The organism is Mesorhizobium sp. M0676, assembly GCF_040320535.1.
Lineage (GTDB): Bacteria > Pseudomonadota > Alphaproteobacteria > Rhizobiales > Rhizobiaceae > Mesorhizobium.
Window position 1 is genome coordinate 47,165 of record NZ_JAMYPU010000030.1, and the last position, 19,992, is coordinate 67,156.

At 63.0% G+C, this 19,992-nt stretch carries 22 protein-coding genes; 12 read left to right on the forward strand and 10 right to left on the reverse strand.

The window, feature by feature from the left end; translation table 11 throughout:
- Nucleotides 1-14: 14 nt before the first annotated feature.
- The 5 genes from NKI35_RS25950 (at nucleotide 15) to NKI35_RS25970 (ending at nucleotide 4,358) form a co-directional block, all read left to right on the forward strand.
- On the forward strand, nucleotides 15-533 hold the full coding sequence (locus NKI35_RS25950) for an RNA polymerase sigma factor (RefSeq protein WP_023670250.1): 519 nt from the start codon (nucleotides 15-17) through the stop codon (nucleotides 531-533).
- Entirely contained in the window at nucleotides 530-1,321 is a 792-nt protein-coding gene (locus tag NKI35_RS25955; protein ID WP_352741786.1) for an anti-sigma factor family protein, read from the forward strand. The genes NKI35_RS25950 and NKI35_RS25955 overlap by 4 nt, the downstream gene beginning before the upstream one ends.
- 159 nt (nucleotides 1,322-1,480) lie before the next feature.
- Nucleotides 1,481-2,578 (forward strand): peptidase C39 family protein, encoded by a 1,098-nt coding sequence (locus NKI35_RS25960; RefSeq protein WP_023692865.1) that lies wholly within the window; start codon nucleotides 1,481-1,483, stop codon nucleotides 2,576-2,578.
- A gap of 5 nt (nucleotides 2,579-2,583) precedes the next feature.
- On the forward strand, nucleotides 2,584-4,047 hold the full coding sequence (locus NKI35_RS25965) for a RimK family ATP-grasp domain-containing protein (RefSeq protein ID WP_023692866.1): 1,464 nt from the start codon (nucleotides 2,584-2,586) through the stop codon (nucleotides 4,045-4,047).
- Nucleotides 4,048-4,085: 38 nt separating this feature from the next.
- On the forward strand, nucleotides 4,086-4,358 hold the full coding sequence (locus tag NKI35_RS25970; protein ID WP_023687293.1) for a DUF3303 domain-containing protein: 273 nt from the start codon (nucleotides 4,086-4,088) through the stop codon (nucleotides 4,356-4,358).
- A 12-nt stretch (nucleotides 4,359-4,370) separates the two neighbouring features.
- Here the strand turns inward: NKI35_RS25970 and NKI35_RS25975 are convergent, their stop codons facing one another.
- Nucleotides 4,371-5,270, reverse strand: a complete 900-nt coding sequence (locus NKI35_RS25975) for a LysR substrate-binding domain-containing protein (protein WP_023753089.1) — start codon at nucleotides 5,268-5,270, stop codon at nucleotides 4,371-4,373.
- Nucleotides 5,271-5,357: 87 nt separating this feature from the next.
- On the opposite strand from NKI35_RS25975, the gene NKI35_RS25980 reads away from it, so the two are divergent.
- Entirely contained in the window at nucleotides 5,358-6,275 is a 918-nt protein-coding gene (locus NKI35_RS25980) for a fatty acid desaturase family protein (RefSeq protein WP_023743772.1), read from the forward strand.
- Nucleotides 6,276-6,287: 12 nt separating this feature from the next.
- On the opposite strand, the gene NKI35_RS25985 is transcribed toward NKI35_RS25980, so the two are convergent.
- Nucleotides 6,288-7,454 (reverse strand): amidohydrolase, encoded by a 1,167-nt coding sequence (locus NKI35_RS25985; protein WP_023805692.1) that lies wholly within the window; start codon nucleotides 7,452-7,454, stop codon nucleotides 6,288-6,290.
- A gap of 91 nt (nucleotides 7,455-7,545) precedes the next feature.
- On the opposite strand from NKI35_RS25985, the gene NKI35_RS25990 reads away from it, so the two are divergent.
- A complete protein-coding gene (locus NKI35_RS25990) occupies nucleotides 7,546-8,394 on the forward strand; it encodes an AraC family transcriptional regulator (protein WP_352512313.1) in 849 nt (282 codons plus the stop codon).
- On the opposite strand, the gene NKI35_RS25995 is transcribed toward NKI35_RS25990, so the two are convergent.
- The 3 genes from NKI35_RS25995 to ygfZ all read right to left on the reverse strand — a co-directional run bounded on the left by NKI35_RS25995 (nucleotide 8,363) and on the right by ygfZ (nucleotide 12,061).
- Nucleotides 8,363-10,495: a putative bifunctional diguanylate cyclase/phosphodiesterase gene (locus NKI35_RS25995; protein ID WP_352741787.1), complete on the reverse strand. Its 2,133-nt coding sequence runs from the start codon at nucleotides 10,493-10,495 to the stop codon at nucleotides 8,363-8,365. The two genes, NKI35_RS25990 and NKI35_RS25995, sit on opposite strands and share 32 nt — an antisense overlap.
- Before the next feature lie 67 nt (nucleotides 10,496-10,562).
- The gene (locus NKI35_RS26000; RefSeq protein WP_023670260.1) at nucleotides 10,563-11,201 is read right to left on the reverse strand and encodes an HD domain-containing protein; all 639 of its coding nucleotides are present in this window, start codon (nucleotides 11,199-11,201) and stop codon (nucleotides 10,563-10,565) included.
- Nucleotides 11,201-12,061 (reverse strand): CAF17-like 4Fe-4S cluster assembly/insertion protein YgfZ, encoded by an 861-nt coding sequence (gene ygfZ, locus NKI35_RS26005; protein ID WP_023709774.1) that lies wholly within the window; start codon nucleotides 12,059-12,061, stop codon nucleotides 11,201-11,203. The genes NKI35_RS26000 and ygfZ overlap by 1 nt, the downstream gene beginning before the upstream one ends.
- Nucleotides 12,062-12,143: 82 nt before the next feature.
- Here ygfZ and NKI35_RS26010 point away from each other — a divergent pair, with 82 nt between their 5' ends.
- The 3 genes from NKI35_RS26010 (at nucleotide 12,144) to NKI35_RS26020 (ending at nucleotide 14,548) form a co-directional block, all read left to right on the forward strand.
- Nucleotides 12,144-13,475, forward strand: coding sequence for a dihydroorotase (locus NKI35_RS26010; protein WP_023709773.1), 1,332 nt, complete (start codon nucleotides 12,144-12,146; stop codon nucleotides 13,473-13,475).
- A gap of 54 nt (nucleotides 13,476-13,529) precedes the next feature.
- The gene (locus NKI35_RS26015; protein WP_027049982.1) at nucleotides 13,530-13,757 is read left to right on the forward strand and encodes a hypothetical protein; all 228 of its coding nucleotides are present in this window, start codon (nucleotides 13,530-13,532) and stop codon (nucleotides 13,755-13,757) included.
- Between the two features lie 62 nt (nucleotides 13,758-13,819).
- The gene (locus NKI35_RS26020; RefSeq protein ID WP_023684480.1) at nucleotides 13,820-14,548 is read left to right on the forward strand and encodes a nucleotidyl transferase AbiEii/AbiGii toxin family protein; all 729 of its coding nucleotides are present in this window, start codon (nucleotides 13,820-13,822) and stop codon (nucleotides 14,546-14,548) included.
- A 21-nt stretch (nucleotides 14,549-14,569) separates the two neighbouring features.
- Here NKI35_RS26020 and NKI35_RS26025 read toward each other — a convergent pair whose 3' ends face one another.
- The 4 genes from NKI35_RS26025 to NKI35_RS26040 all read right to left on the reverse strand — a co-directional run bounded on the left by NKI35_RS26025 (nucleotide 14,570) and on the right by NKI35_RS26040 (nucleotide 16,917).
- Complete coding sequence (locus tag NKI35_RS26025) at nucleotides 14,570-15,373, reverse strand: hypothetical protein (RefSeq protein ID WP_352741788.1); 804 nt, start codon at nucleotides 15,371-15,373, stop codon at nucleotides 14,570-14,572.
- A 106-nt stretch (nucleotides 15,374-15,479) separates the two neighbouring features.
- The gene (locus NKI35_RS26030; protein ID WP_023673564.1) at nucleotides 15,480-15,737 is read right to left on the reverse strand and encodes a hypothetical protein; all 258 of its coding nucleotides are present in this window, start codon (nucleotides 15,735-15,737) and stop codon (nucleotides 15,480-15,482) included.
- Between the two features lie 327 nt (nucleotides 15,738-16,064).
- Nucleotides 16,065-16,442 (reverse strand): TIGR02301 family protein, encoded by a 378-nt coding sequence (locus tag NKI35_RS26035; RefSeq protein WP_023742617.1) that lies wholly within the window; start codon nucleotides 16,440-16,442, stop codon nucleotides 16,065-16,067.
- Between the two features lie 67 nt (nucleotides 16,443-16,509).
- Nucleotides 16,510-16,917, reverse strand: a complete 408-nt coding sequence (locus NKI35_RS26040; RefSeq protein WP_031246403.1) for an NUDIX hydrolase — start codon at nucleotides 16,915-16,917, stop codon at nucleotides 16,510-16,512.
- A 123-nt stretch (nucleotides 16,918-17,040) separates the two neighbouring features.
- Between NKI35_RS26040 and NKI35_RS26045 the strand changes: the two genes are divergently transcribed.
- Entirely contained in the window at nucleotides 17,041-17,799 is a 759-nt protein-coding gene (locus NKI35_RS26045) for an SOS response-associated peptidase (RefSeq protein ID WP_023743779.1), read from the forward strand.
- 138 nt (nucleotides 17,800-17,937) lie between these two features.
- Here the strand turns inward: NKI35_RS26045 and NKI35_RS26050 are convergent, their stop codons facing one another.
- Nucleotides 17,938-18,093: a hypothetical protein gene (locus NKI35_RS26050; protein ID WP_023673568.1), complete on the reverse strand. Its 156-nt coding sequence runs from the start codon at nucleotides 18,091-18,093 to the stop codon at nucleotides 17,938-17,940.
- Nucleotides 18,094-18,484: 391 nt separating this feature from the next.
- On the opposite strand from NKI35_RS26050, the gene cysS reads away from it, so the two are divergent.
- A complete protein-coding gene (gene cysS, locus NKI35_RS26055; protein ID WP_023742615.1) occupies nucleotides 18,485-19,918 on the forward strand; it encodes a cysteine--tRNA ligase in 1,434 nt (477 codons plus the stop codon).
- Nucleotides 19,919-19,992: the final 74 nt, after the last annotated feature.

A 19,992-nucleotide genomic window follows, 5' to 3' on the forward strand; every position in this document is an offset into this window, starting at 1 on the left:
AAGAACCAGCGGTCATGGACGAAAAGAAGGCAGCAATCCTTGGCGAAATACCGCGCCTGCGCCGCTACGCACGCTCGCTTCTGCGCGACCGCGAATCCGCTGACGATCTCGTCCAGGATTGCCTCGAACGAGCGCTCTTGCGGCTTGAAAGCTGGCAGACGGGAGAAAGCCCCCGGAGGTGGCTGTTTACGATCATGCATCATTTGTTCATCGATCAGATGCGCAAGGTGAACCGGCGCGGTGAGGCGGCGATCCTACCGCTTGACGCAAACGAGGCGCAGGCAGTCCCCGCCGAGCAGGCGGAGAACGCCGCCTCGCGCGAGATCATCGACGCATTGCAGGCGATCAGCCCCGACCGTCGCGCCGCTCTCGTCATGGTCGCCATCGAAGGATTTTCCTATGCCGAAGCCGCCAACATTCTCGGCGTGCCCGCCGGCACGCTGATGTCGCGCATAGCGCGCGGACGCGAGGAGCTGCGCAGCCTGCTCGATGACACGGCGCGCCGCCGCTCGATAAGGATCGTCGAGAAATGACCCGCAGCGATTTTTCCGAACGCGATATCCACATGGCTCTCGACGGCGAGCTGCCGGGCGACGAGCGCGCCGCCTACGACGCCTGGATCGACGCCAATCCCGAAATGAAGGCCAAAAGCGCCCGCTACACCGCCGACCGCGCCGCGTTGCGCGCCGCCTTTGCCGGTGTGCTCGACGAGCCCGTGCCGGTGCTGTTCAAGCAGATCGTTAGCGGTGAAGGCGCGACCAAAGCGGCGGCGCGGCAGTCGCGCTGGTGGCTTGCGGCCGCGGCGGCCGCAGTGCTCGTCATCGGCGGTCTTGGCGGCTATTTTGCCGGCATGGACGGCATCGGCAGGGAAGATGGCGCCGATGACCAACTGGCCGAAGAGGCGATCGCCGCCCATGTCATCTATGCCGCCGAACAGCGCCATGCGGTGGAAGTGCCGGCAAGCGACAAGGATCACCTGCAGACCTGGCTGTCCAACCGCGTCGGCCTGAAACTGGTGGCGCCGGATCTGGTGGCGGAAGGCTTCCAGCTGGTTGGCGGCCGGCTGCTGCCCGCCGGCCAGGGCAAGGCAGCGATGCTGCTTTACGAGGACGCCAAGGGTCAGCGCATCTCCTTGTTCGTTACCGCTGATTCCTCAGCCAAGTCCAAGGGCACCTACATGGCGGACGCCGACGGCCCCGAGGCGGTCTACTGGCTGGACAAGGGCTATGCCTGCGCCGTCGTCGGCTCGCTGCCGCGAGAGCAGCTGGCCGCGGTCGCCAAGCGCGCCTACGGTCAGCTTCTGGCGGGTATCGCCAGTTAAGCGCATTCCGTTTCGGGAATGCGCCTGGGTAGAAAGTGTCACAATTCGGCCCTATTCGAAGTGCGATAGCGCTTGATGGATATCAGCGTTTCGGCTGATGTTTGCGACGTTTTTGACCGCGGCCTTTTCCTCCACCCAATCGAGGTTTTCCAAACCCGCATGCCTGCCGAGATTCGCAAGGCCCGCGCGTCCGACGTCGATGACCTCGCCGCCATCGAGAAGGCGGTTTTTTCCAGTGACCGCATTTCCCGGCGCTCCTTCCGCCTGTTGATCGAACGCGAGACAGCCGAGATGCTGGTCGCCGAAAGCGATGGCCGTGTCGCCGGCTACGCCATCGTGCTGTTTCGCAAGGGCAGCGGCGTCGCCCGGCTCTATTCGCTTGCCACCAGCCCGTTTTTCAGCGGCCGCGGCATTGGCCGCATGCTGCTTGCAGCGGCCGAAGAAGCTGCCTTCGAGCACGACCGCATGATGTTGCGCCTCGAAGTGCGCGAGGACAATCTTCGCGCCATCGGCATCTATGAGCAGAGCGGCTACCGCAAGATCGGTCGCGAGCCCCACTATTACGAGGATGGCGCCACCGCGCTGCGCTACGAAAAGACCTTGCGCGGCGATATTCCGGTCGCCACCAAAGTCCCGTTCTACCAGCAGACCTGCGAGTTCACCTGCGGTCCATGCTGCCTGATGATGGCGATGGCCAATTTCGATTCGGGCTTCGTGCCCGATCCGGTCATGGAAATCCGCCTATGGCGCGAGGCAACGACCGTGTTCATGATGTCCGGCCCCGGCGGCTGCGAGCCCTTCGGCCTTGCGGTTTCCGGCTACGAAAGCGGGCTTGCGGCGGAAATCTTCGTGTCCTTCTATGGCGCGCTGTTCTTGCAATCGGTGCGCAGCGACGACAAGCGCCGGGTGATGGAACTTGCCCAGGTGGACTTTCGCCGCCGCGCGGAACTATACGGCATCCCGGTGAATTACCGTCCATTCACCATCGACGATATACGCGGCGCCCTGGCTCAGGGAAAACTGGTGCTGGTGCTGATCAGCGGCTTCCTGATGTTCGGCAAGAAGGTGCCGCATTGGGTGCTGGCTATCGGCGACGATGGCGACCACATCCTGATCCACGATCCCTGGGTCGAGGACGAAAGACAGGAGACCATCCTCGATGCCGCCAACATTCCCGTGCCGCACGGCATCTTCATGAACATGGCGCAATTCGGCCGCGACGGACTGCGTGCTGCCATCACTCTTGGGAAACGCTGATAACAATGACCTGGGTCATCCTCACCGGCCGTCAGAACGATCTCGACCCGGCGGCGACGCCGCACAAGATCATCACCAACCGTGACTATCTTGCGCATCCGGCGCTGTTTCGCGGCCAGCAGCCGAAGGTCATCAACCTGTCGAACAATTACGCCTACCAGAGCCGCGGCTATTATGCCTCTCTGCTCGCCGGTTCGCGCGGCCACAAGGTCATCCCGACGGTCGAGACGATGATCGACCTGTCCGAGCGCAAGCTCTACGAGCACGCGCTGCCGGAACTGGAGCTGGCGCTCAACAAATGCCGCAAGGATCTCGGAGGCGTTTTCCCGCAAAAAATCTGCATCTTCTTCGGCATCGGACCGTCGAAGGTCTGGGACCGCTTCGCCAAGCTTTTGTTCGACTGGTTCCGCGCTCCGGCGCTTGAGGTTCACATCAAGGACAGCGCCGAATGGGCTTCGATCCGCAAGATCGGATTCCTGCCGCTGGCCAGGATGGCCGAGGAGGAAGAAGCCTTATTCGTGCAGGCGCTCGAGACGTACACCAACCGCGAGTGGCGCGACACCAAGGGCCGCACCCCGGCACGCTACACCTTCGCCACGCTGGTCGATCCGCATGAGGAACTGCCGCCGTCGGAGATTTCCTCGCTGCGTTACTGGGCCAAGATCGCCGAAAAGATGGGCGTCGAAATCGAGCCGATCACCAGGAAGGACTTGGCCAAGCTCGCCAATTACGACGCGCTGTTCATCCGCGAGACCACCTCGATCTCAAACCACACCTACCGCTTCGCGCGCCGCGCCCAGCAGGAAGGCATGCCGGTGATCGACGACCCGCTGTCGATGATCCGCTGCACCAACAAGGTCTATCTCAACGAACTGATGGCCTACAACAAGGTGCCGGTGCCGCCGACGGTGATGATAGCCGGCACCTCGGACCTCGAACTGGCGGCGCAGACGCTGGGCTTTCCGCTGGTGCTGAAGATCCCGGATTCATCGTTCTCGCGCGGCGTCAAGAAATGCGGCAACTTCGAAGAACTGAAGACGCTCGCCACCGAGTGGCTGGAGGATTCCGATCTTCTGATCGCGCAGAAATTCATCCCGACCGAATATGACTGGCGCGTCGGCGTGCTCGGCGGGCAGCCGCTGTTTGCCGTGCATTATTTGATGGCGAAAAAACACTGGCAGATCGTCAACCACAAGGCCAGCGGCAAGCCCGACCAGGGCGGCATCAAGACCTTCACGCTGAAAGAGACGCCGCCGCATGTCGTCGACACCGCGGTGAAGGCGGCGCGCTGCATCGGCGACGGGCTTTACGGCGTCGATCTCAAGGAAACCAAGGATGGCGTCTTCGTCATCGAGGTCAACGACAACCCGAACCTCGACCATGGCTGGGAGGATTCCGGCGAAAAGGACGAAGTCTGGGTGCGGCTGACGCAATGGTTCCTGGAGCGGCTGGACCGTCCCGGGCGTTAGTTTGCCGCCCCGGGCGGTAATTCAACCGAGGGGGAAAAATGCAGTTCATCGTCATCGAGGATTTCGCCGGCTGCGACCGCAAGGAGATCTACCGCCGTTTCGGCGAGCGCGGCAGATTGAAGCCGGACGCGCTTGTCGTGTACCACTCCTGGATCGCGGCTGATATGAGCCGCTGCTTCCTGCTGGTCGAGGCCGATGACGTCACGCTGCTGCAGCGCTGGGTCATCGAATGGTCTGACCTGGTGGAGTTCGAGATCATTCCCGTGGCGACGAACAAGGACATGACAGCGGCGCTGGCTGCGCATCTCTGACGCTGCTGACCATCATAGGAGCACCGGCGAACCCACCGACCGCCGGCATTCCTCAATCAGCCAATTGCGAAACGCCGCCACCAGGTCGCGCCTTGCACTGCGTTCCGGGATCGTCAGGCAATATGGCTGACGCAGCGCGATCGATAGGGCATTAGCCCGGACCAAACGGCCCTCTTCCAGCGCCCCGGCGCAATAAATGCCTTGCGCCAGCGCCACGCCCAGCCCTGAAATGGCAAGGTCGAGCGCTGCCCGCGACGAGTTCGCCGACAGGCCGCGCTGCACTGTGCGGCCGGGCTCTATGCCCGCCGCCTCGAACCATGTGCGCCAAGACGGAAACGACGCGCCGGTCGGTCCCCAGTCGGTGTGAATCAGTGGCAGGCCGGCGAGGCTGTCGGTTTTGGCGGTGAGTTCTGGCGCGCAGACGGGGTAGACGGCGTCCCTGACGATCTCCTCGCTCGGGTGTTCACGATAGTGCGGGCCGAAGGACAGCCGGATGTCGATCAGTTCGCGGTCGAACGGCACCGGATCGTCATCGCCGCGCAGGGATATGTCGACGGCGCCGTGGCTGGCGACAAAGCCGGCGAGGCGTTCGGAAAGCCAGCCCATCGCCATGGACGGCGGCACCGATACGACAAGCCGCGGGCGGAAGGCATCGCTGCCACGCGCGATGCTGCCGATCTCCCGAAAAGCCAGGGTCAGCCGGGGCAGCATCTCGACGCCGGCTTCCGTCAGCACCACGCGGCGGTTGACGCGATGGAACAGTTTTCGACCCATCTGCTCCTCGACGGTGCGAATGAGCTGGCTGACCGCAGCCGCCGAGATCGAGAGCTCATCCGCCGCTGCGGCGAAACTCCCCGAGCGCGCCGCCGCCTCGAAGGCTTGAAGTCCTCTCAGGGAAGGAAGCGCGGTCATTGGGTGATCCGATAGGTAAGGTCAGCTTATCTGTGTCGCAGAAATCCTCGTCTTTCGAAAGCTTTCTTATTCGAGTAGCTTGGCGCCATGACCGTATCGGCCCAGTTTGAACCCAGAGACCATCGCGACGTCATCGCGTTCCTGACCAATGAGCAGCGCAGCCGCCTGACCGGCAAGTCGGACGGGCCGGGTCTGGTCCAACTCGCCTTCCATCTCGGCGCGATTGTGGCTATCGGCGGGCTGATTGCGGCCAAGGTGTCGTACTGGCCGCTGTTGATGTTGCCGCAAGGCATTCTTATCGTCTTCCTGTTCACGCTGCTGCATGAGACGGTGCACAGGACGGCGTTCGAGACGCAGTGGCTCAACGATGCCGCCGCAAGGGTCTGCAGCCTGGCGATCGCGCTGCCCGCCGACTGGTTTCGCTATTTCCACTTCGCCCATCACCGTTTCACCCAGGATCCCGAGAACGATCCGGAACTCGCCTTCCCGAAACCGGAGACGATGCGGCAATACATCGTCCACGTCTCGGGCCTGCCGGTGTGGTGGGGGCATTTGCAGACACTCTACACCAACGCGATTGGCGGCTGCCACGACAGCTACGTGCCGCCGAAAGGCCTGCCCAAGGTGCGCACTGAAGCCCGCGCCATGATCGCTTTCTATGTCGTGGTCGCCGCGCTAGCCCTGTGGTTCGAGGCAAGTGTACTGCTCTATGTCTGGATCGTGCCGGCGCTGCTCGGCCAGCCCTTCCTCAGGCTCTATCTGCTGGCCGAGCATGGCCGCTGCCCGCTTGTCGCCAACATGCTGGAAAACACCCGCACCACGCTGACCAACTGGCTGGTGCGCAAAGTCGCCTGGAACATGCCGTATCACGCCGAGCACCACGCCAATCCCGGCGTGCCCTTCCATCAGCTGCCGGCCTTCCACCAGCTGATCGAGCGCCATCTCAAAGTCGTCGAACCCGGCTATGTCAGCTTCCACGAGAAATACGTCGAGACCTTGCGCTGAGGCGCTCGGCCGTCAGCGTAGCGTCTGCTCAACGAGCGTGACGAAATAGCGGAGCACGGTGGGGACGATGGCGTCGTTGAAGACATAGCGATCGCCGTGCAGCCCTTCGCCCAGTCTGACCGCTCCTGCGCCGACCCAGGCATAGCAGCCGCCGGCTTCGCGGACCATGTAGGCAAAATCCTCGCAGCCGAGGCTCGGGTTGAATGCGGTCTCGACCTGCTCGCGGCCGACAACCGCGGTTGCCGCCTGGACGGCCCGGTCAGTGGCAGCCGACGTGTTGACCAGCGGCGGGTAGCCTTTCTTGTAGGCGAGCTTGGCGGTGAGTGCATGCGCCGAGGCAATGCCTTGCGCGATGTCGCCGATCAGCCTTTCGCAATGGTCCGACAAAGTGGGCTCGAAGAAGCGGCAGGTTCCCTGCAGCCAGACCTTGCCCGGCACGATGTTGCCGACATTGCCGCCATGGATCTGGGTGATCGAAACGACCAGCGCCATTTGCGGGTCGACCGAACGGCTGACGATGCGCTGCACGGCTTGAACGAAGGCGCCGGCCGCGAGCACGGGATCGTCGCCTAGCTGCGGCATGGCGGCATGCGCGCCGGTCCCTTCGAAGGTCAGTTCGAAAGTGTCGACGGCCGCCATCATCGACCCGGCACGGGCCGCGATCTTTCCGAGCGGCAGCCCCGGCCAGTTGTGGACGGCGTAGACGGCTTCCACGGGGAAGCGCTCGAACAGTCCGTCCTCGATCATCCGCATGGCGCCGCCTTCATTTTCTTCCGCCGGCTGGAAGATGAAACAGACGGTGCCGTCGAAGGCTCTGTTGTCGGCGAGCAGCTTGGCGGCGCCGAGCAGCATCGCGATGTGCCCGTCGTGGCCGCAGGCATGCATCACGCCGTCTTTCTTCGACGCATATGGCAATCCTGTCTTCTCCAGCACGGGCAAGGCATCGAGTTCGGCCCGAAGCCCGATGGCGCGCACGCCTGGTCGTCCTCTGAGGACGCCAACCACGCCGGTGCCGCCTTTGCCTTCATGAACCTCGTCGAGCCCGAAGGTGCGCAGCTTGTCGGCGACGAAGCGCGCGGTGTCATACTCTTGGAAACCGAGTTCGGGGTTGGCGTGGATGTGATGCCGCCATTCCACCACCTGCGGGGTGAGGGCGGCGATGGGGTCGTTGTGCAGCATTGCGCTCTCCTTGCCGGCTATCGTAAATTCGGCCTTGTCGATGCCAGCACGTAAAGGATTTGCGCCGGCAGCGTCTTGAACAGGATTGACCGTGTCTGGAATTCAACAGCCTCAGGAGACGACGCAGTTCTGGCGTCATCCGCGCTTTCGCGATCTTGGCATGCTCAAGGCGCGCTTCACGCGGCATCGCTACCAGCTGCACACGCACCCGACCTATGTCGTCGCCCTGATCACGCAAGGGTGCGAGCGGGTCCGCATCGGCAACGAGACTGTCCTCGCGCCGTCGGGCACGGTTCTGCTCGTCAATCCGGAGATATGGCATGACGGCGAGGCGGGTGCCGACCAGGGTTGGGCTTACCGCACCTTCTATCCGTCGGCCTCGCTCATGGGTGCGATCGCGGACGAACTCGGGCAGGATCGCCCGCCGTTGTTTTCGCAAGCGATCGTCGATGATGCCGATCTCGTCCAGGCAGTAGGCGTCGCGCACTTGGCTTCGACATCGGGTGATGCCACGAGCGCCGAAACATCCATGCTGATCGCCTTGCGCAAGCTCGTCCTGCGCCATGGCGATTGGGGCGGCCGGCGGCGCGAGGCGGTCGAAAGCTTCGGATCGAAAAGCCGGCTCCGGGTCTATGAACAGGTCATCGAAGACCATCTGAACTCGGACCTCGATTTGCAGCGGCTCGCTGAAGCCGCAGGCGTGACGCGCTTTCAAGTTATCCGCGATTTCAGGAAAGTGCTGGGTCTCACCCCTGCTGCCTTCATCCGTGACCGCAGGCTGCGCCGTGCCGATCTGCTGATCCGGCAAGGTTCAGATCTCGCCGGTGCCGCCTTTGCGGCCGGCTTCTCCGACCAAAGCCATCTCTCGCGCACCTTCCGCGCCGCGCATGGAATGACGCCGGGGATGTTCAGGCGCGCCGGGACGCTGCCCTCGTCTTGAGAAGTCGAGCCATGTCGGCGGCCTTTGACGGCATGCCGATCAGAAAGCCCTGCGCCTCGACGCAGCCAGCCTTGCGCAATATGTCGAGCTGCGCTTCGGTCTCGACGCCTTCGGCGGTGACGGTGATGCCAAGTTCGGCACCAAGCCCGATGATCGTGCGCACGATCGCCGCCGTGTCCTTGTTGTCGATATCGTGGATGAAGGAGCGGTCGATCTTGATCTTGTCGACGGGAAAACGCCTGAGATAGCCGAGCGACGAATAGCCGGTGCCGAAATCGTCGAGCGCGATGCGGATACCGAGTTCGCGCAGCTGCCTCAGCGTCTTCAGCACCGTCTCGCTCTCATCCATCAGCACGGTCTCGGTGATTTCCAGTTCGAGCCGGCTGGCCGGCACACCGGAAACGGCCAGCGCCGAAATCACGCTGCGGGCAAAGTCGGCGCTTCTGATCTGCACTGCCGAGACATTGACGGCGATGCGCATTCCAGGCGGCCAGCCGGCGGCCACGCTGCAGGCCTGTTTCAGCGCCCATTCGCCCAGCGGAACGATCAGCCCGCTGTCTTCGGCGGCTGCGATGAAATCGTCGGGCGCCACCAGGCCGCACGTCGGTGAATTCCACCGCATCAACGCTTCGGCGCCGACGATCTTGCCCGACGCGATGTTGGTGATCGGCTGGAACTCCAGCACGAACTCCCGCCGTTTCAGTGCCGTCTCGAGATCGGTTTCGAGCGCCAGGCGCGCCCGCACCAAGGCATCCATGCCGGGCTCGAAAAAGCGGTAGACGTTGCGGCCTTCGCTCTTGCCGCTGTAAAGCGCCATGTCGGCGTTCTTCAAAAGCGTGTCGGCGTCCTTGCCGTCACCGGGATACAGCGCGATGCCAAGGCTGATGCCGACATGCATGTCGCGGCCCTTGTCGCGAAACGGCTGGCTGACGACAGCGACGATGCGTTTTGCCAGTTGTTCCGCATCGGTGGCGCCTTTGGGATTGAACTGCAGGATGGCGAACTCGTCGCCACCGAGGCGGGCGACCACATCGGTGTCGCTGCGCAGGCTGTGCCGCAACCGCTCAGCCACGCATTTCAGCAGCCAGTCGCCGGCAGGGTGTCCCCAGGTGTCGTTGACGGCCTTGAAACGATCGAGGTCGAGCGAGAAGATCGCCAGCGGTGTATCGCCGGCCATCGCCTGGTCGAGCCGTTCGCGAAACATCGAGCGGTTGGGCAGGTCGGTCAGCGTGTCGTAATGTGCAAGGTGGCTCATGCGCTCTTCGGCGCGCCGGCGCTCGGTGATGTCTTCGAAGGTCGCCACCCAGCCGCCACCGGCAAGCGGCCGGCGCGCAACCAGCAGCGTTCGGCCATCGGCAAGGCTGCGGTCTGTCGAACGCTCCTCACCGGCCTGCAGGCTGGCTCTGGTGTTGGCGATCTCGCCGTCAATGTCCATCGACGGATAGATGCGCAGTCGCACCATCTGTTCGAGCAGGGCGCGCTGGCTCATGCCGAGCGGGAAGTCGTCAGGCGTGACCTTGTAGAGGTCGAGGAAGCGCTGGTTGCGCACGATCAGCGTGCCTTCGGCGTCGTACATCAACAGGCCTTGCGACATGTTGGCGAGCGCCGCATCGAAGCGGCGGTGCTGCTCCTTCAGTTCCTGCTCGGCCCGCCTTTGCTCCGTAATGTCCTCATAGATCGACACCCAGCCGCCTGAGGCCAGCGGCCGGTGCGTGATGGAAACGATACGTCCGTCCGACAGTATTTCCTCGTAGGTCGAGGCTTGCGCGCGCTCGATATAGGGCTTGCGGATGGCATACAGGTCTTCGGCGCTCTGTGAGGCGACACCGATGTCGACGCTGTGCTTTAGAATGTCCAGGAACGCGATGCCGGGCCGCACGATCTTCGCGTCGAGGGAGAAGATGCTGATATAGTTGCCGTTGCAGATGATCATCCGCTCGTCGGCGTCGAACATGCACAGCCCATGCGACATATTCTCGACGGCCGCGGAAAAGCGCTCGTTCTGGTGGCGCAGTTCGTCGGCGATCTGCCGTGGCGCGGCGACGCCTCCGGCTCCCCGTCTGCGGACGGGCGAACCACCCTTGACGTGCGCAACGGACATGAGGCGTGCCTGCTGACCGTGATCGAAACCCGGTACTGTGGTTACCGCTGGTTAATTTAGCGTATGTTCACTGCGCCGAATGCACGGCAACCGTTGCCTGGCGTTGCTTTTCAAGCGTTGCGTAGCGTTTGAGGAAGGCAGCTTGCGCCGAGGTCACCGAGTGCGGCTTAAAGTCGAAGCGGTCGGCATTGAACCCGCGCGGCCGGCCGAAGAACTCGGTTGCTTCTGCGGTCGAGAAACCGGCAAGCAGCGTCGCCTCGTAATAGGCGGCGATCTGGTCGGCGCGCTTGATCTCCTTGCGCAAGCCGACGCCGAGTTCGGGCGGCAGCGAAAAGCGCTGATGGATGGCGCGCTGGAGACGCAGCTCACACTCCTTGTAGGAGCCGCCCATTACCGATTTGAACGGCGAGATCATGTCGCCGATGACATATTCCGGCGCGTCATGCAGCAGTGCTGCCAACTGAGCGTTGGCCGAGGCGTCCGGCTGCAACTCGCTGAACAGCGCCTCGACCAGCAGGGAATGCTGGGCGACCGAAAAGGCGTGATCGCCGCGGGTCTGCCCGTTCCAGCGGGCAACGCGGGCAAGCCCGTGGGCGATGTCTGAGATTTCGATGTCGAGCGGCGAGGGATCGAGCAGGTCGAGCCGCCGCCCCGACAGCATGCGCTGCCACGCGCGCGGTGGCGCTCCGACGCGATCGGCAGCCATCAGGCGTCCTCCGCGCCGATGGCTTCCCTGGGAAAGCTGAACTTCGCCCAGGACGGGATGGCGAGCGAGACGGTGACATCACCGGCCAGTACCGGCTGGCCAGCGTCGAGCGCCGCCTTGACCCGGTCGATGCGGGCAATGGCGAGTCCGGCCGTGCCCGCGCTGGAACCGAGCGTGCCGACCGGCCGCCCCGCAACCGTCAGCTCCGAGCCCGGCGCGGGCAAGGCATGGTCGGCCGAAACGATCAGCACGCGCCGCCTGGCGGTGCCGCGATGCTGCATGCGCGAGACCACTTCCTGGCCGACATAGCAGCCTTTCTTGAAGCCGACGCCGCCGGTCTCGTCGAGCAGCACGTCGTGAGGGAAGGCATCGCCGAGCTGATAATCGGGACCGCTTTCGGCAATGCCGTTGGCGATGCGGAGCGTCTGCCATGCAGCCGGATCGCCACCTACGGATGCGCCGCCATAGGAACGGCTCACAACCACATCGCGGAAGCGGGCATCGGCAAGTGTCGTTGAATCAGAAGGTGAGGCGCTTGAATCATCGCCCCACGCAACCGTCACAAGCACTTGATCCTGCTTCGCGATCTCGGCCTTGGCGCGCAGCTTGTAAAGCATCAGCCGGCGCAGGAAGTCGTCTGCGACGTCGGCACGGCAATCCAGCCGGAATCCGTCCTCGCCGCTACGCGAGATCAGGAAATCAAACAGGATCTTGCCTTGCGGCGAAAGCAGCGCACCGGGTTTTGCCGCACCGGCGCCCAGCGTGTCGAGGTCGGTGGTGAGGATGTTCTGCAAAAAATGCTCGGCCTCCGGGCCTGACACAGAAATGAGAGCGCGGTCTTTGAGCAGGGCAAAAGGCATGGGCGGCAAAGAACCTGATCTTGCAAAACGGTCGGCCTTTACGTAAGCCGACGATACTCCCCCCGCAAGAGACCGAACGCCCATGGCCACCACCTACGACCTCATCCTGACTGGCGGCACGGTGGTCAACCATGATGGCGAGGGCGCGGGCGATGTCGGCGTCAAGGGTGGTCGCATCGTCGCAATGGGCGATCTTCGCCAAGCTTCGGCCGGCGAAGCGATCGACTGTCGCGGGCTGCACGTCCTGCCAGGCGTCGTCGACAGTCAGGTGCATTTTCGCGAGCCGGGGCTGGAGCACAAGGAAGATCTGGAGACGGGCTCGCGCGCGGCTGTGCTGGGCGGGGTCACCGCCGTCTTCGAAATGCCCAACACCAATCCGCTGACCACCAGCGAGGCGGCGCTTGCCGACAAGGTGCGCCGCGCCACCAGCCGGATGCATTGCGACTTCGCCTTCTGGGTTGGCGGCACGCGCGAGAATGCCGATGATGTCGGTGAGCTCGAGCGGCTGCCGGGTGCTGCCGGGATTAAGGTGTTCATGGGCTCGTCCACCGGCGACCTGCTGGTCGAGGACGACGAGGGTGTCGCATCGATCCTGCGCAACACCCGCCGCCGTGCCGCCTTTCACTCGGAGGACGAGTTCCGGCTGCGCGAGCGCCTGGGCCTGCGCGTCGAGGGCGACCCGTCATCGCATCCCGTCTGGCGCGACGAGATCGCGGCGCTTCGCTGTACCGAGCGGCTGGTGCGCATCGCGCGAAACACCCGCGCCCGCATCCATGTGCTGCATATCTCCACTGCCGAGGAAATCATCTTCCTCCAACAGCACAAGGATGTCGCCACCTGCGAGGCGACGCCGCACCATTTGACACTCGCCGCCGACGACTATGCGCGGCTGGGCACGCTGATCCAGATGAATCCCCCGGTTCGCGCGGCCCGCCATCGCGACGGCGTCTGGCACGGCATTGCGCAAGGCATCATTGACGTGCTCGGCTCCGATCACGCCCCGCACACGCCGGCCGAGAAGGCAAAGCCCTATCCGGCCTCGCCGTCTGGCATGACCGGGGTGCAGACGCTGGTGCCGATCATGCTCGACCATGTCAATTCAGGCCTGCTGACCCTGCAGCGCTTCGTCGACCTCTCCAGCCACGGCCCGCAGCGCATCTTCGGCATGGCCAGGAAAGGCCGCATCGCCGCCGGCTACGATGCCGATTTCACCATTGTCGACCTCCAGCGGCGCGAGACCATCACCAATGCGCAAGCCGGCTCCAGGGCCGGCTGGACGCCCTATGACGGCAAGGAAGTCACCGGCTGGCCGATCGGCACCATCGTGCGCGGCCGTCGCGTGATGTGGGAAGGCGAGATCGTCACGCCCGGGCAGGGCAGGCCGGTAGAGTTTTCCGAGGCGCTGCCGGCTTAGCGGTTTCTTGCTGCGTTGGATTTTTTAAGCGCTATCCACTACGTTAAGGGCATTATGAACGCAGATATCGCGCCCATGATTGTCCCTGCGGAGTTTCCGGAGCTCCAGGCGCTCGCCTGGAACCGCGATGCGGCACGCCCGATTCCGGCCGAAGAGGCATTTGCGCTGTATGAGCGTAATTGGCGGTTTGTCGATCAAAAGCGTCTTACTGTGCGTGAGAAGATGCTTATTCAAAGTTTGGCAGACAAATTCGGTCACGGCGTGCTCTTGACCGCCGGCTGATTTCCCTCACCTGATCGTTCCTCGCAGCCGGAATATCAACAGGACACACCGCGAGCGTCATGATGGAATTCAAGAGGCCCGAGCACCAGATCATTGCCGAAGCACTCGGATTGATGGATCGCCATTTCCTGACCGCAAACCAGTGCTGGTTCGGCGGTGGCACTGCGATCGTTATGAAATTCGGGGAATATCGCCGCTCACTGGATGTGGACTTCCTGTGTGCCGACAGTGATGGCTATCGCGAATTGCGGACCTCCGCAGCCGAACGTGGCGTCAGAGCATTCTTTCCTGAGCCGGTCGAGGCTGTTCGGGACTTCCAGATCGATCAATATGGCTTGCGGACGATCGTGCGGTTGAAAGGCCAAACGATCAAGTTTGAAGTCATCCGCGAAGGCCGCATAAAACTGCGAGGCCATTTCGACGACGATCTGAATGTATCCGCCCTGGTCCCGGCGGATATGTTTGCCGAGAAGTTGCTGGCGAACGCGGATCGATGTCAGGACCGTGCAATTGCATATCGCGATGCCATCGATCTTGGAGTGCTGGTTGGCATCTATAAGGAAATCCCGAGCGACGCTGTTGGCAAGGCGAAGGCGGCCTATGGCGTGGATATCGAGCGCAAGGTGGCTTGGGTGGTAAACAGGCTGCGGGACAAGGAAGAATTGCGGCATGCCGCCGAGGTGCTGCAAATGGATCCCAACGCGGCGGTCGAAGCGATTTCGGCCCTTCGAAATGAAGGTATCCGCATATGGCCTGACACAGGCCTCGAGCTTTCTAGCCCTAGCCAGTAGCCATCCCAGGGGAATCGCCGTTCAATCCCCGGCGACGAAGAATGTCCACTGCCCGGCCGGCGTGATGCCGACGCGGTAGAAGATGTAGGCGCCGAACTGCTTCATGTCGTCATAGTCGCCGGCGGTGACGATCTTGAACAGTTCGACCCGCTGCCTGGCGTTGAGCTTGTCCAGCGGCAGGGCGAAGAAATACGGCCAGACATAGAGTTCCTGCGGTGTGCCGACGTCTACATGGACATAGCCGGCATTGAGCACCTCTTCCAGGATAGCGAGGATTTCCTGACCTTCCTTGTCGCCCGATAGCCCTTTCAGGAACGCGATCGGGTCGCCCTCGATTTCGCCCAGCGACAATTGGGTCATGGTGTCGCCCTTGCCGATCAGCGGCCGCAGCTTCTCGATGTCGCCGCTGACGCAGGCCTCGACCATCAGATCGCGCATGCGCCTGACGGGCTCCGGCAATTTGGAAAGGTCGTAGACGACTTCGGGCACCGGCGCTTCTGGATCGGCACGCGGGTTGGCCACGCCGCCATCGTTGGCGGGGGCCTCCGGTTGGCTTTGTCCGGGCTCCGTGGGCGATTTCGGCTGGCTGGCCGCCGGTGGCGCTGTGCCGGGCAGATCGGGCATTGGAACTGAATTTTCAGACGGCGCCGTCTCACCATTGGCTGGTGGCCCGGCAGGAACTGGAAGCTCCTCGCGCTTGATCTCGCTCAGCGCATAGGCAGGGTTGCTGGTCAGGACAAGCGCCAGCGGAACCGCGGCGCAGGAAGCGGCAAGCCAGATGCTGAGGACCACGCCGCGAGGCCGGCCTGACATCGAAAAATTCACCGCTTGCCTCTCCTTGGGCCTAGGCTCTTCAGGCATGATGCCCAAACGGCGCGCCGTCGTCAAAGAACCGGTAAGCTGGCGATGCACCCTCTGAGACGCGCGCCGCCTAGTGCCGAAACCGCTCCGGCTCGAAGGCGCCGGCGATCACCTTTTCACGCATGCGGTCGAGCAGGGCAAGGGCCGAGGTCTCGCCATTGGCTCGCAGCATCTCGCCGAACGCGGTTTCAAGCGCTGCCTCGGCGATGATTTCAGGTTCTATGCCGGCCGACAGACCTTCCGCCCAGGCCTCGCTATGGCTTTCCACCGCGGTCAGGCGCTTTTCTTCCCTGACAAGCGCGTCGATGTCGTTGACGCCATGTTCCATTTGCGATGTCCACCTTTTCAAGCGGCGGTCCGACGGGTCGGATCCGGCTTGGGCTGCCCCTATCTCACGCAGGCTAAGTAAGTATCTGTAAATACGACATTTCTTTGATCGTCTTTACAAACTTGTCGCCTGCGTTCGGTCCGATTCAAACTTAGCCGATTAGACCGGTGAGCGGGATGAAAACCTTCAGTTTGAGTTAATTCCGCATTCGCGCGCTAACGTTTCGTTAATACTGTTGCGCAAGTGCAACACCAAGATTGCATCAACGTGCCGTGGATACAAGGCGGGTGCTCGAAAAGGCGTTGGCTAAACGCCGTCTGGCGCTCGTCAGTTGCCGTAACGCGAGGCGATGTCGCGCGACAGCGTCTCGCCTTCCTTCATGTAGCGGCTGATGGCTTCGGTCGCTGACGGCGTGCATTGGGTGTAGGTGCCGCCGAAGGAACGGTAACCGCGGTTGAAGCTGGCGATGAAGCGGGCACGCCGCTCCGGATCGGGATTTTCCGAATCGATCAGCTTTTCCATCTCGGTGCGCCACTGGTCGCCCTTTTCGCCGCACAGATTGCGCAGGAAATGCAGCGACCCCAGCACCTCGGCCAGTCGCATCAGCCCGGGCTCGAACGGCGACTCGGCGGCCAGCCCCGGCTGCACGGCAAAAGCCGTGGCGGTGGCGATGCATGCGGCAAGGAACAGCGAGGTGCGGGTCATAAGTCTATCTGACGAAACATTTTGTCGCCTGCAAGGCGATTCTCGGAGCGGCAGATATGGGCCTGCTTCAGGCCAAAAGCTCTTCAGCCACCTCCATGACGTCACCCGCGAGCGGCAGCGTCGCCATTTCATCAAGACTATAGAAGGCGGCGGTCTCGGCATCGTCGCTGGCCGTCGCTTCGCCGCCGGCATAAACGGCGCCGAACACGGTCAGCAGATAGTCGACCGGGTGATTCTCGCCGCTGCCGTCGATGTGGATGTCGCGAAGCGGACAATAGTCCTGCGCCCGCAGCCCGGTTTCCTCCAGCAATTCGCGCACTGCTGCTTCTTGCAGCGTCTCGCCGGGCTCGACCTTGCCGCCGGGAAAGGCATAAAGCCCCTGCGACGGCGGCCGCGCCCGTTTGACCAGCAGCACCGTCCTGCCGCGCACGACGGCGACCGAGACTGCGGGAAGTGTCTTGCGCTGCTCGTTCATCGATATCGATTCGCTTATGTGAGGCCCACCCTGTGGACCGGCTGGCAGCGAGCAGCTTTAGCGGTTGCGCAGCGCCGGTTCCATCGCCACGTTCGCGATCGGATCAATTCATCGAGCTTGCCAATGTGCGGACGCTTTGCCCTGACGGCCACGCCGGACCAGACCGCCGCCTTGCTCGGCCTGGCGGAGCTGGACGATTTTCCGGCCCGCTACAACATCGCGCCGACGCAGCCGGTGCTAATGGCGCTGTCGGGGCCGCCGCGCATGCCGGGCTCGAATTTCCCGGATCGCCAGGCGATGCTGGTACGCTGGGGGCTGATCCCAACCTGGGTCAAGGACACCAGGGAATTTCCGCTGCTCATCAACGCGCGTTCGGAAGGCGCTATTGAAAAAGCCTCGTTCAAAGCCGCCATGCGCCATCGCCGTGCCTTGGTGCCGGCCTCCGGCTTCTATGAGTGGCAGCAATCCGGCAGCGGCAAGAAGGGCCAGCCCTACTGGATACGGCCGAGGCATGGCGGGTTGATCGCCTTTGCCGGGCTGATTGAAACCTATGCCGAGCCGGGCGGTTCGGAAATGGACACCGGCGCCATTCTTACCATCAACGCCAATGCCGGCATCGCCCATATCCATGACCGGATGCCGGTGGTGATCGCGCCTGAAGATTTTGCCCGCTGGCTGGACTGCCGCACGCTCGAACCGCGCGATGTGGCCGACCTGCTCAAACCCGCGCTGCCCGATTTCTTCGAGGCAATTCCGGTCTCCGACCTCGTCAACAAGGTCGCCAACACCGGGCCGGAGATACAGGACATGGGCATCGTCGAGCCCGACAAGGTCAGGCGCCAGAAGCCCGGCGCGGACGACAGTCAGATGACGCTGTTTTAGAGCGCGCTCCCAAGAAGCCAGGTCCGGTCTTCGGGAAGAACCTGCTCAATAGGAAGAGCTGTTGTTTTCAGGCGCGCTATGGGCGCCTCAGCCTTCCGTTCCGGCGCACGCCTTGTCGGCGGCCGGCACGATGCCTGTTCAGGCAGCGCGGGGCGAAGTGATTTTCGGCGCCGGCTTTTTATTCTTCGCGGTATGGAGAAGGGCGGCGACGATCGCGGCCGGGCCGATCGCACGGTAGTGGTTGGCGAGCGCCGGTTGCTTGGCGCGGCTCGATTCCTGCTTGGTTCGTGACATCGATCTCTTCCCTGGTAACATTTCCGTGTCTGCGTTTGCCGGCCGAATCTGACCGAATCGTGACCTATGGTGGACTAGCCGGCGAATGTTTCATGACTGTGCCGACATGTTTAATAAAATGTTTCAGCGGCTCCTGACCTATGATCCAGCGACGCTTTTGCCGGAAGTTGCGACTTGACGGCAACACCGGCCAAGGCGATAAAGCCGCCGATGAAAACGTTTTTCGCCATTTGTGGCATTTGCATTATTGGCTAGCTTCGCGCTGGTCCGGACGTTTTCGCCTCATCTTTCCCCAGAGTGGACAAACGCCCCGGCCAGCAGGCTGGAGCCCGATTTGTGCCTTGGCACAGGTAAGGCTCTCTCCAGAACTTAACGGGCCGGAAGGGCACGCATGTCTGACGCATCGAAGGGTCTCAGCCTCTACAACACGCTAACGCGGACGAAGGACGTGTTCGTCCCGATCGACCCGTCGAATGTGCGCATGTATGTCTGCGGCCCAACCGTCTACGACTTTGCCCATATCGGCAATGCGCGTCCGGCGATCGTCTTCGACGTGCTGTTCCGTTTGCTGCGTCACCTCTACGGCGAGGCTGGTGTCACGTATGTGCGCAACATCACGGATGTCGACGACAAGATAAACGCCCGCGCGCTGCGCGATTTCGGCGCCGAGATCGCGTCGGGAAGCCTGACGCTCAACGAGGCGATCCGCCGCGTCACCGAAAAAACCGCCGACCAGTACCACAAGGATGTCGCCGCACTCGGCTGCTTGCCGCCGACGGTCGAGCCACGCGCCACCGAGTTCGTCGCGCGCCGCGCCGACGGCAAGGTTGACATGATCACCCTCATCGAACGTTTGATCGAACGCGGCCACGCCTATGTCGCCGCCGGCGAAGTGCTGTTCGACACCGCCTCGATGCCGGATTATGGCGAGCTGTCGAAGCGCAATCTCGACGAACAGCAGGCCGGTGCGCGAATTGCCGTCGACGCTCACAAGAAGAACCCGGGCGATTTCGTGCTGTGGAAATTGTCGTCACCGGAAGAGCCCGGCTGGGACAGCCCATGGGGCAGGGGCCGGCCGGGCTGGCACATCGAATGCTCGGCCATGTCGGCCGCCTATCTCGGCGATGTCTTCGACATCCATGGCGGCGGCCTCGATTTGATCTTCCCGCACCATGAGAACGAGATCGCCCAGTCGCGTTGCGCGCACGGCACCGACGTCATGGCCAATGTCTGGATGCACAACGGCTTCCTGCAGGTCGAGGGCCAGAAAATGTCGAAGAGCGTCGGCAATTTCTACGCGATCGCCGAACTGCTGGAGACCGAGACCTTCGGCGGCCGCAAATGGCCGGGCGAGGTGCTGCGTCTGGCGATGCTGATGACGCATTACCGCGAGCCGATCGATTTCTCCGTGCGCAAGCTGGAGGAAGCCGAGAACACGCTGCGCAAATGGAAACGCGCGGCTGACCTGGCGCCGTCGGCAGGGCAAGTCCCGGCGGAGATTGTGGCGGCACTGTCGGACGACCTCGCCACCTACGCCGCCTTCCAGCAACTCACGCAGCTTGCCGGTGAGGCCGCGGAGGGCAACGAAGCGGCCGCATCGCTGAAGGCATCGCTGTTGTTCCTCGGCTTCGATATCGGCGCGGCCGCCGTGGATGAGGACAGCGTTGCCAAGTCGATCGCGCAGCGCCTGGAGTTCATCGCCGCCAAAAACTGGGCCGAAGCTGACCGCATCCGCGACGAGCTTCTGGAGCAAGGCGTGCAGCTGAAAGACGGCAAGGATCCTGTTACCAACGAACGCGTGACGACGTGGGAGGTGAAGCGGTGAGGGTGGCGCGAGACACCGTTGTAAGATTGGCGAAGGCCGGAGCGACAGCCAATCTCCCCCCTTGCGGGGGAGAT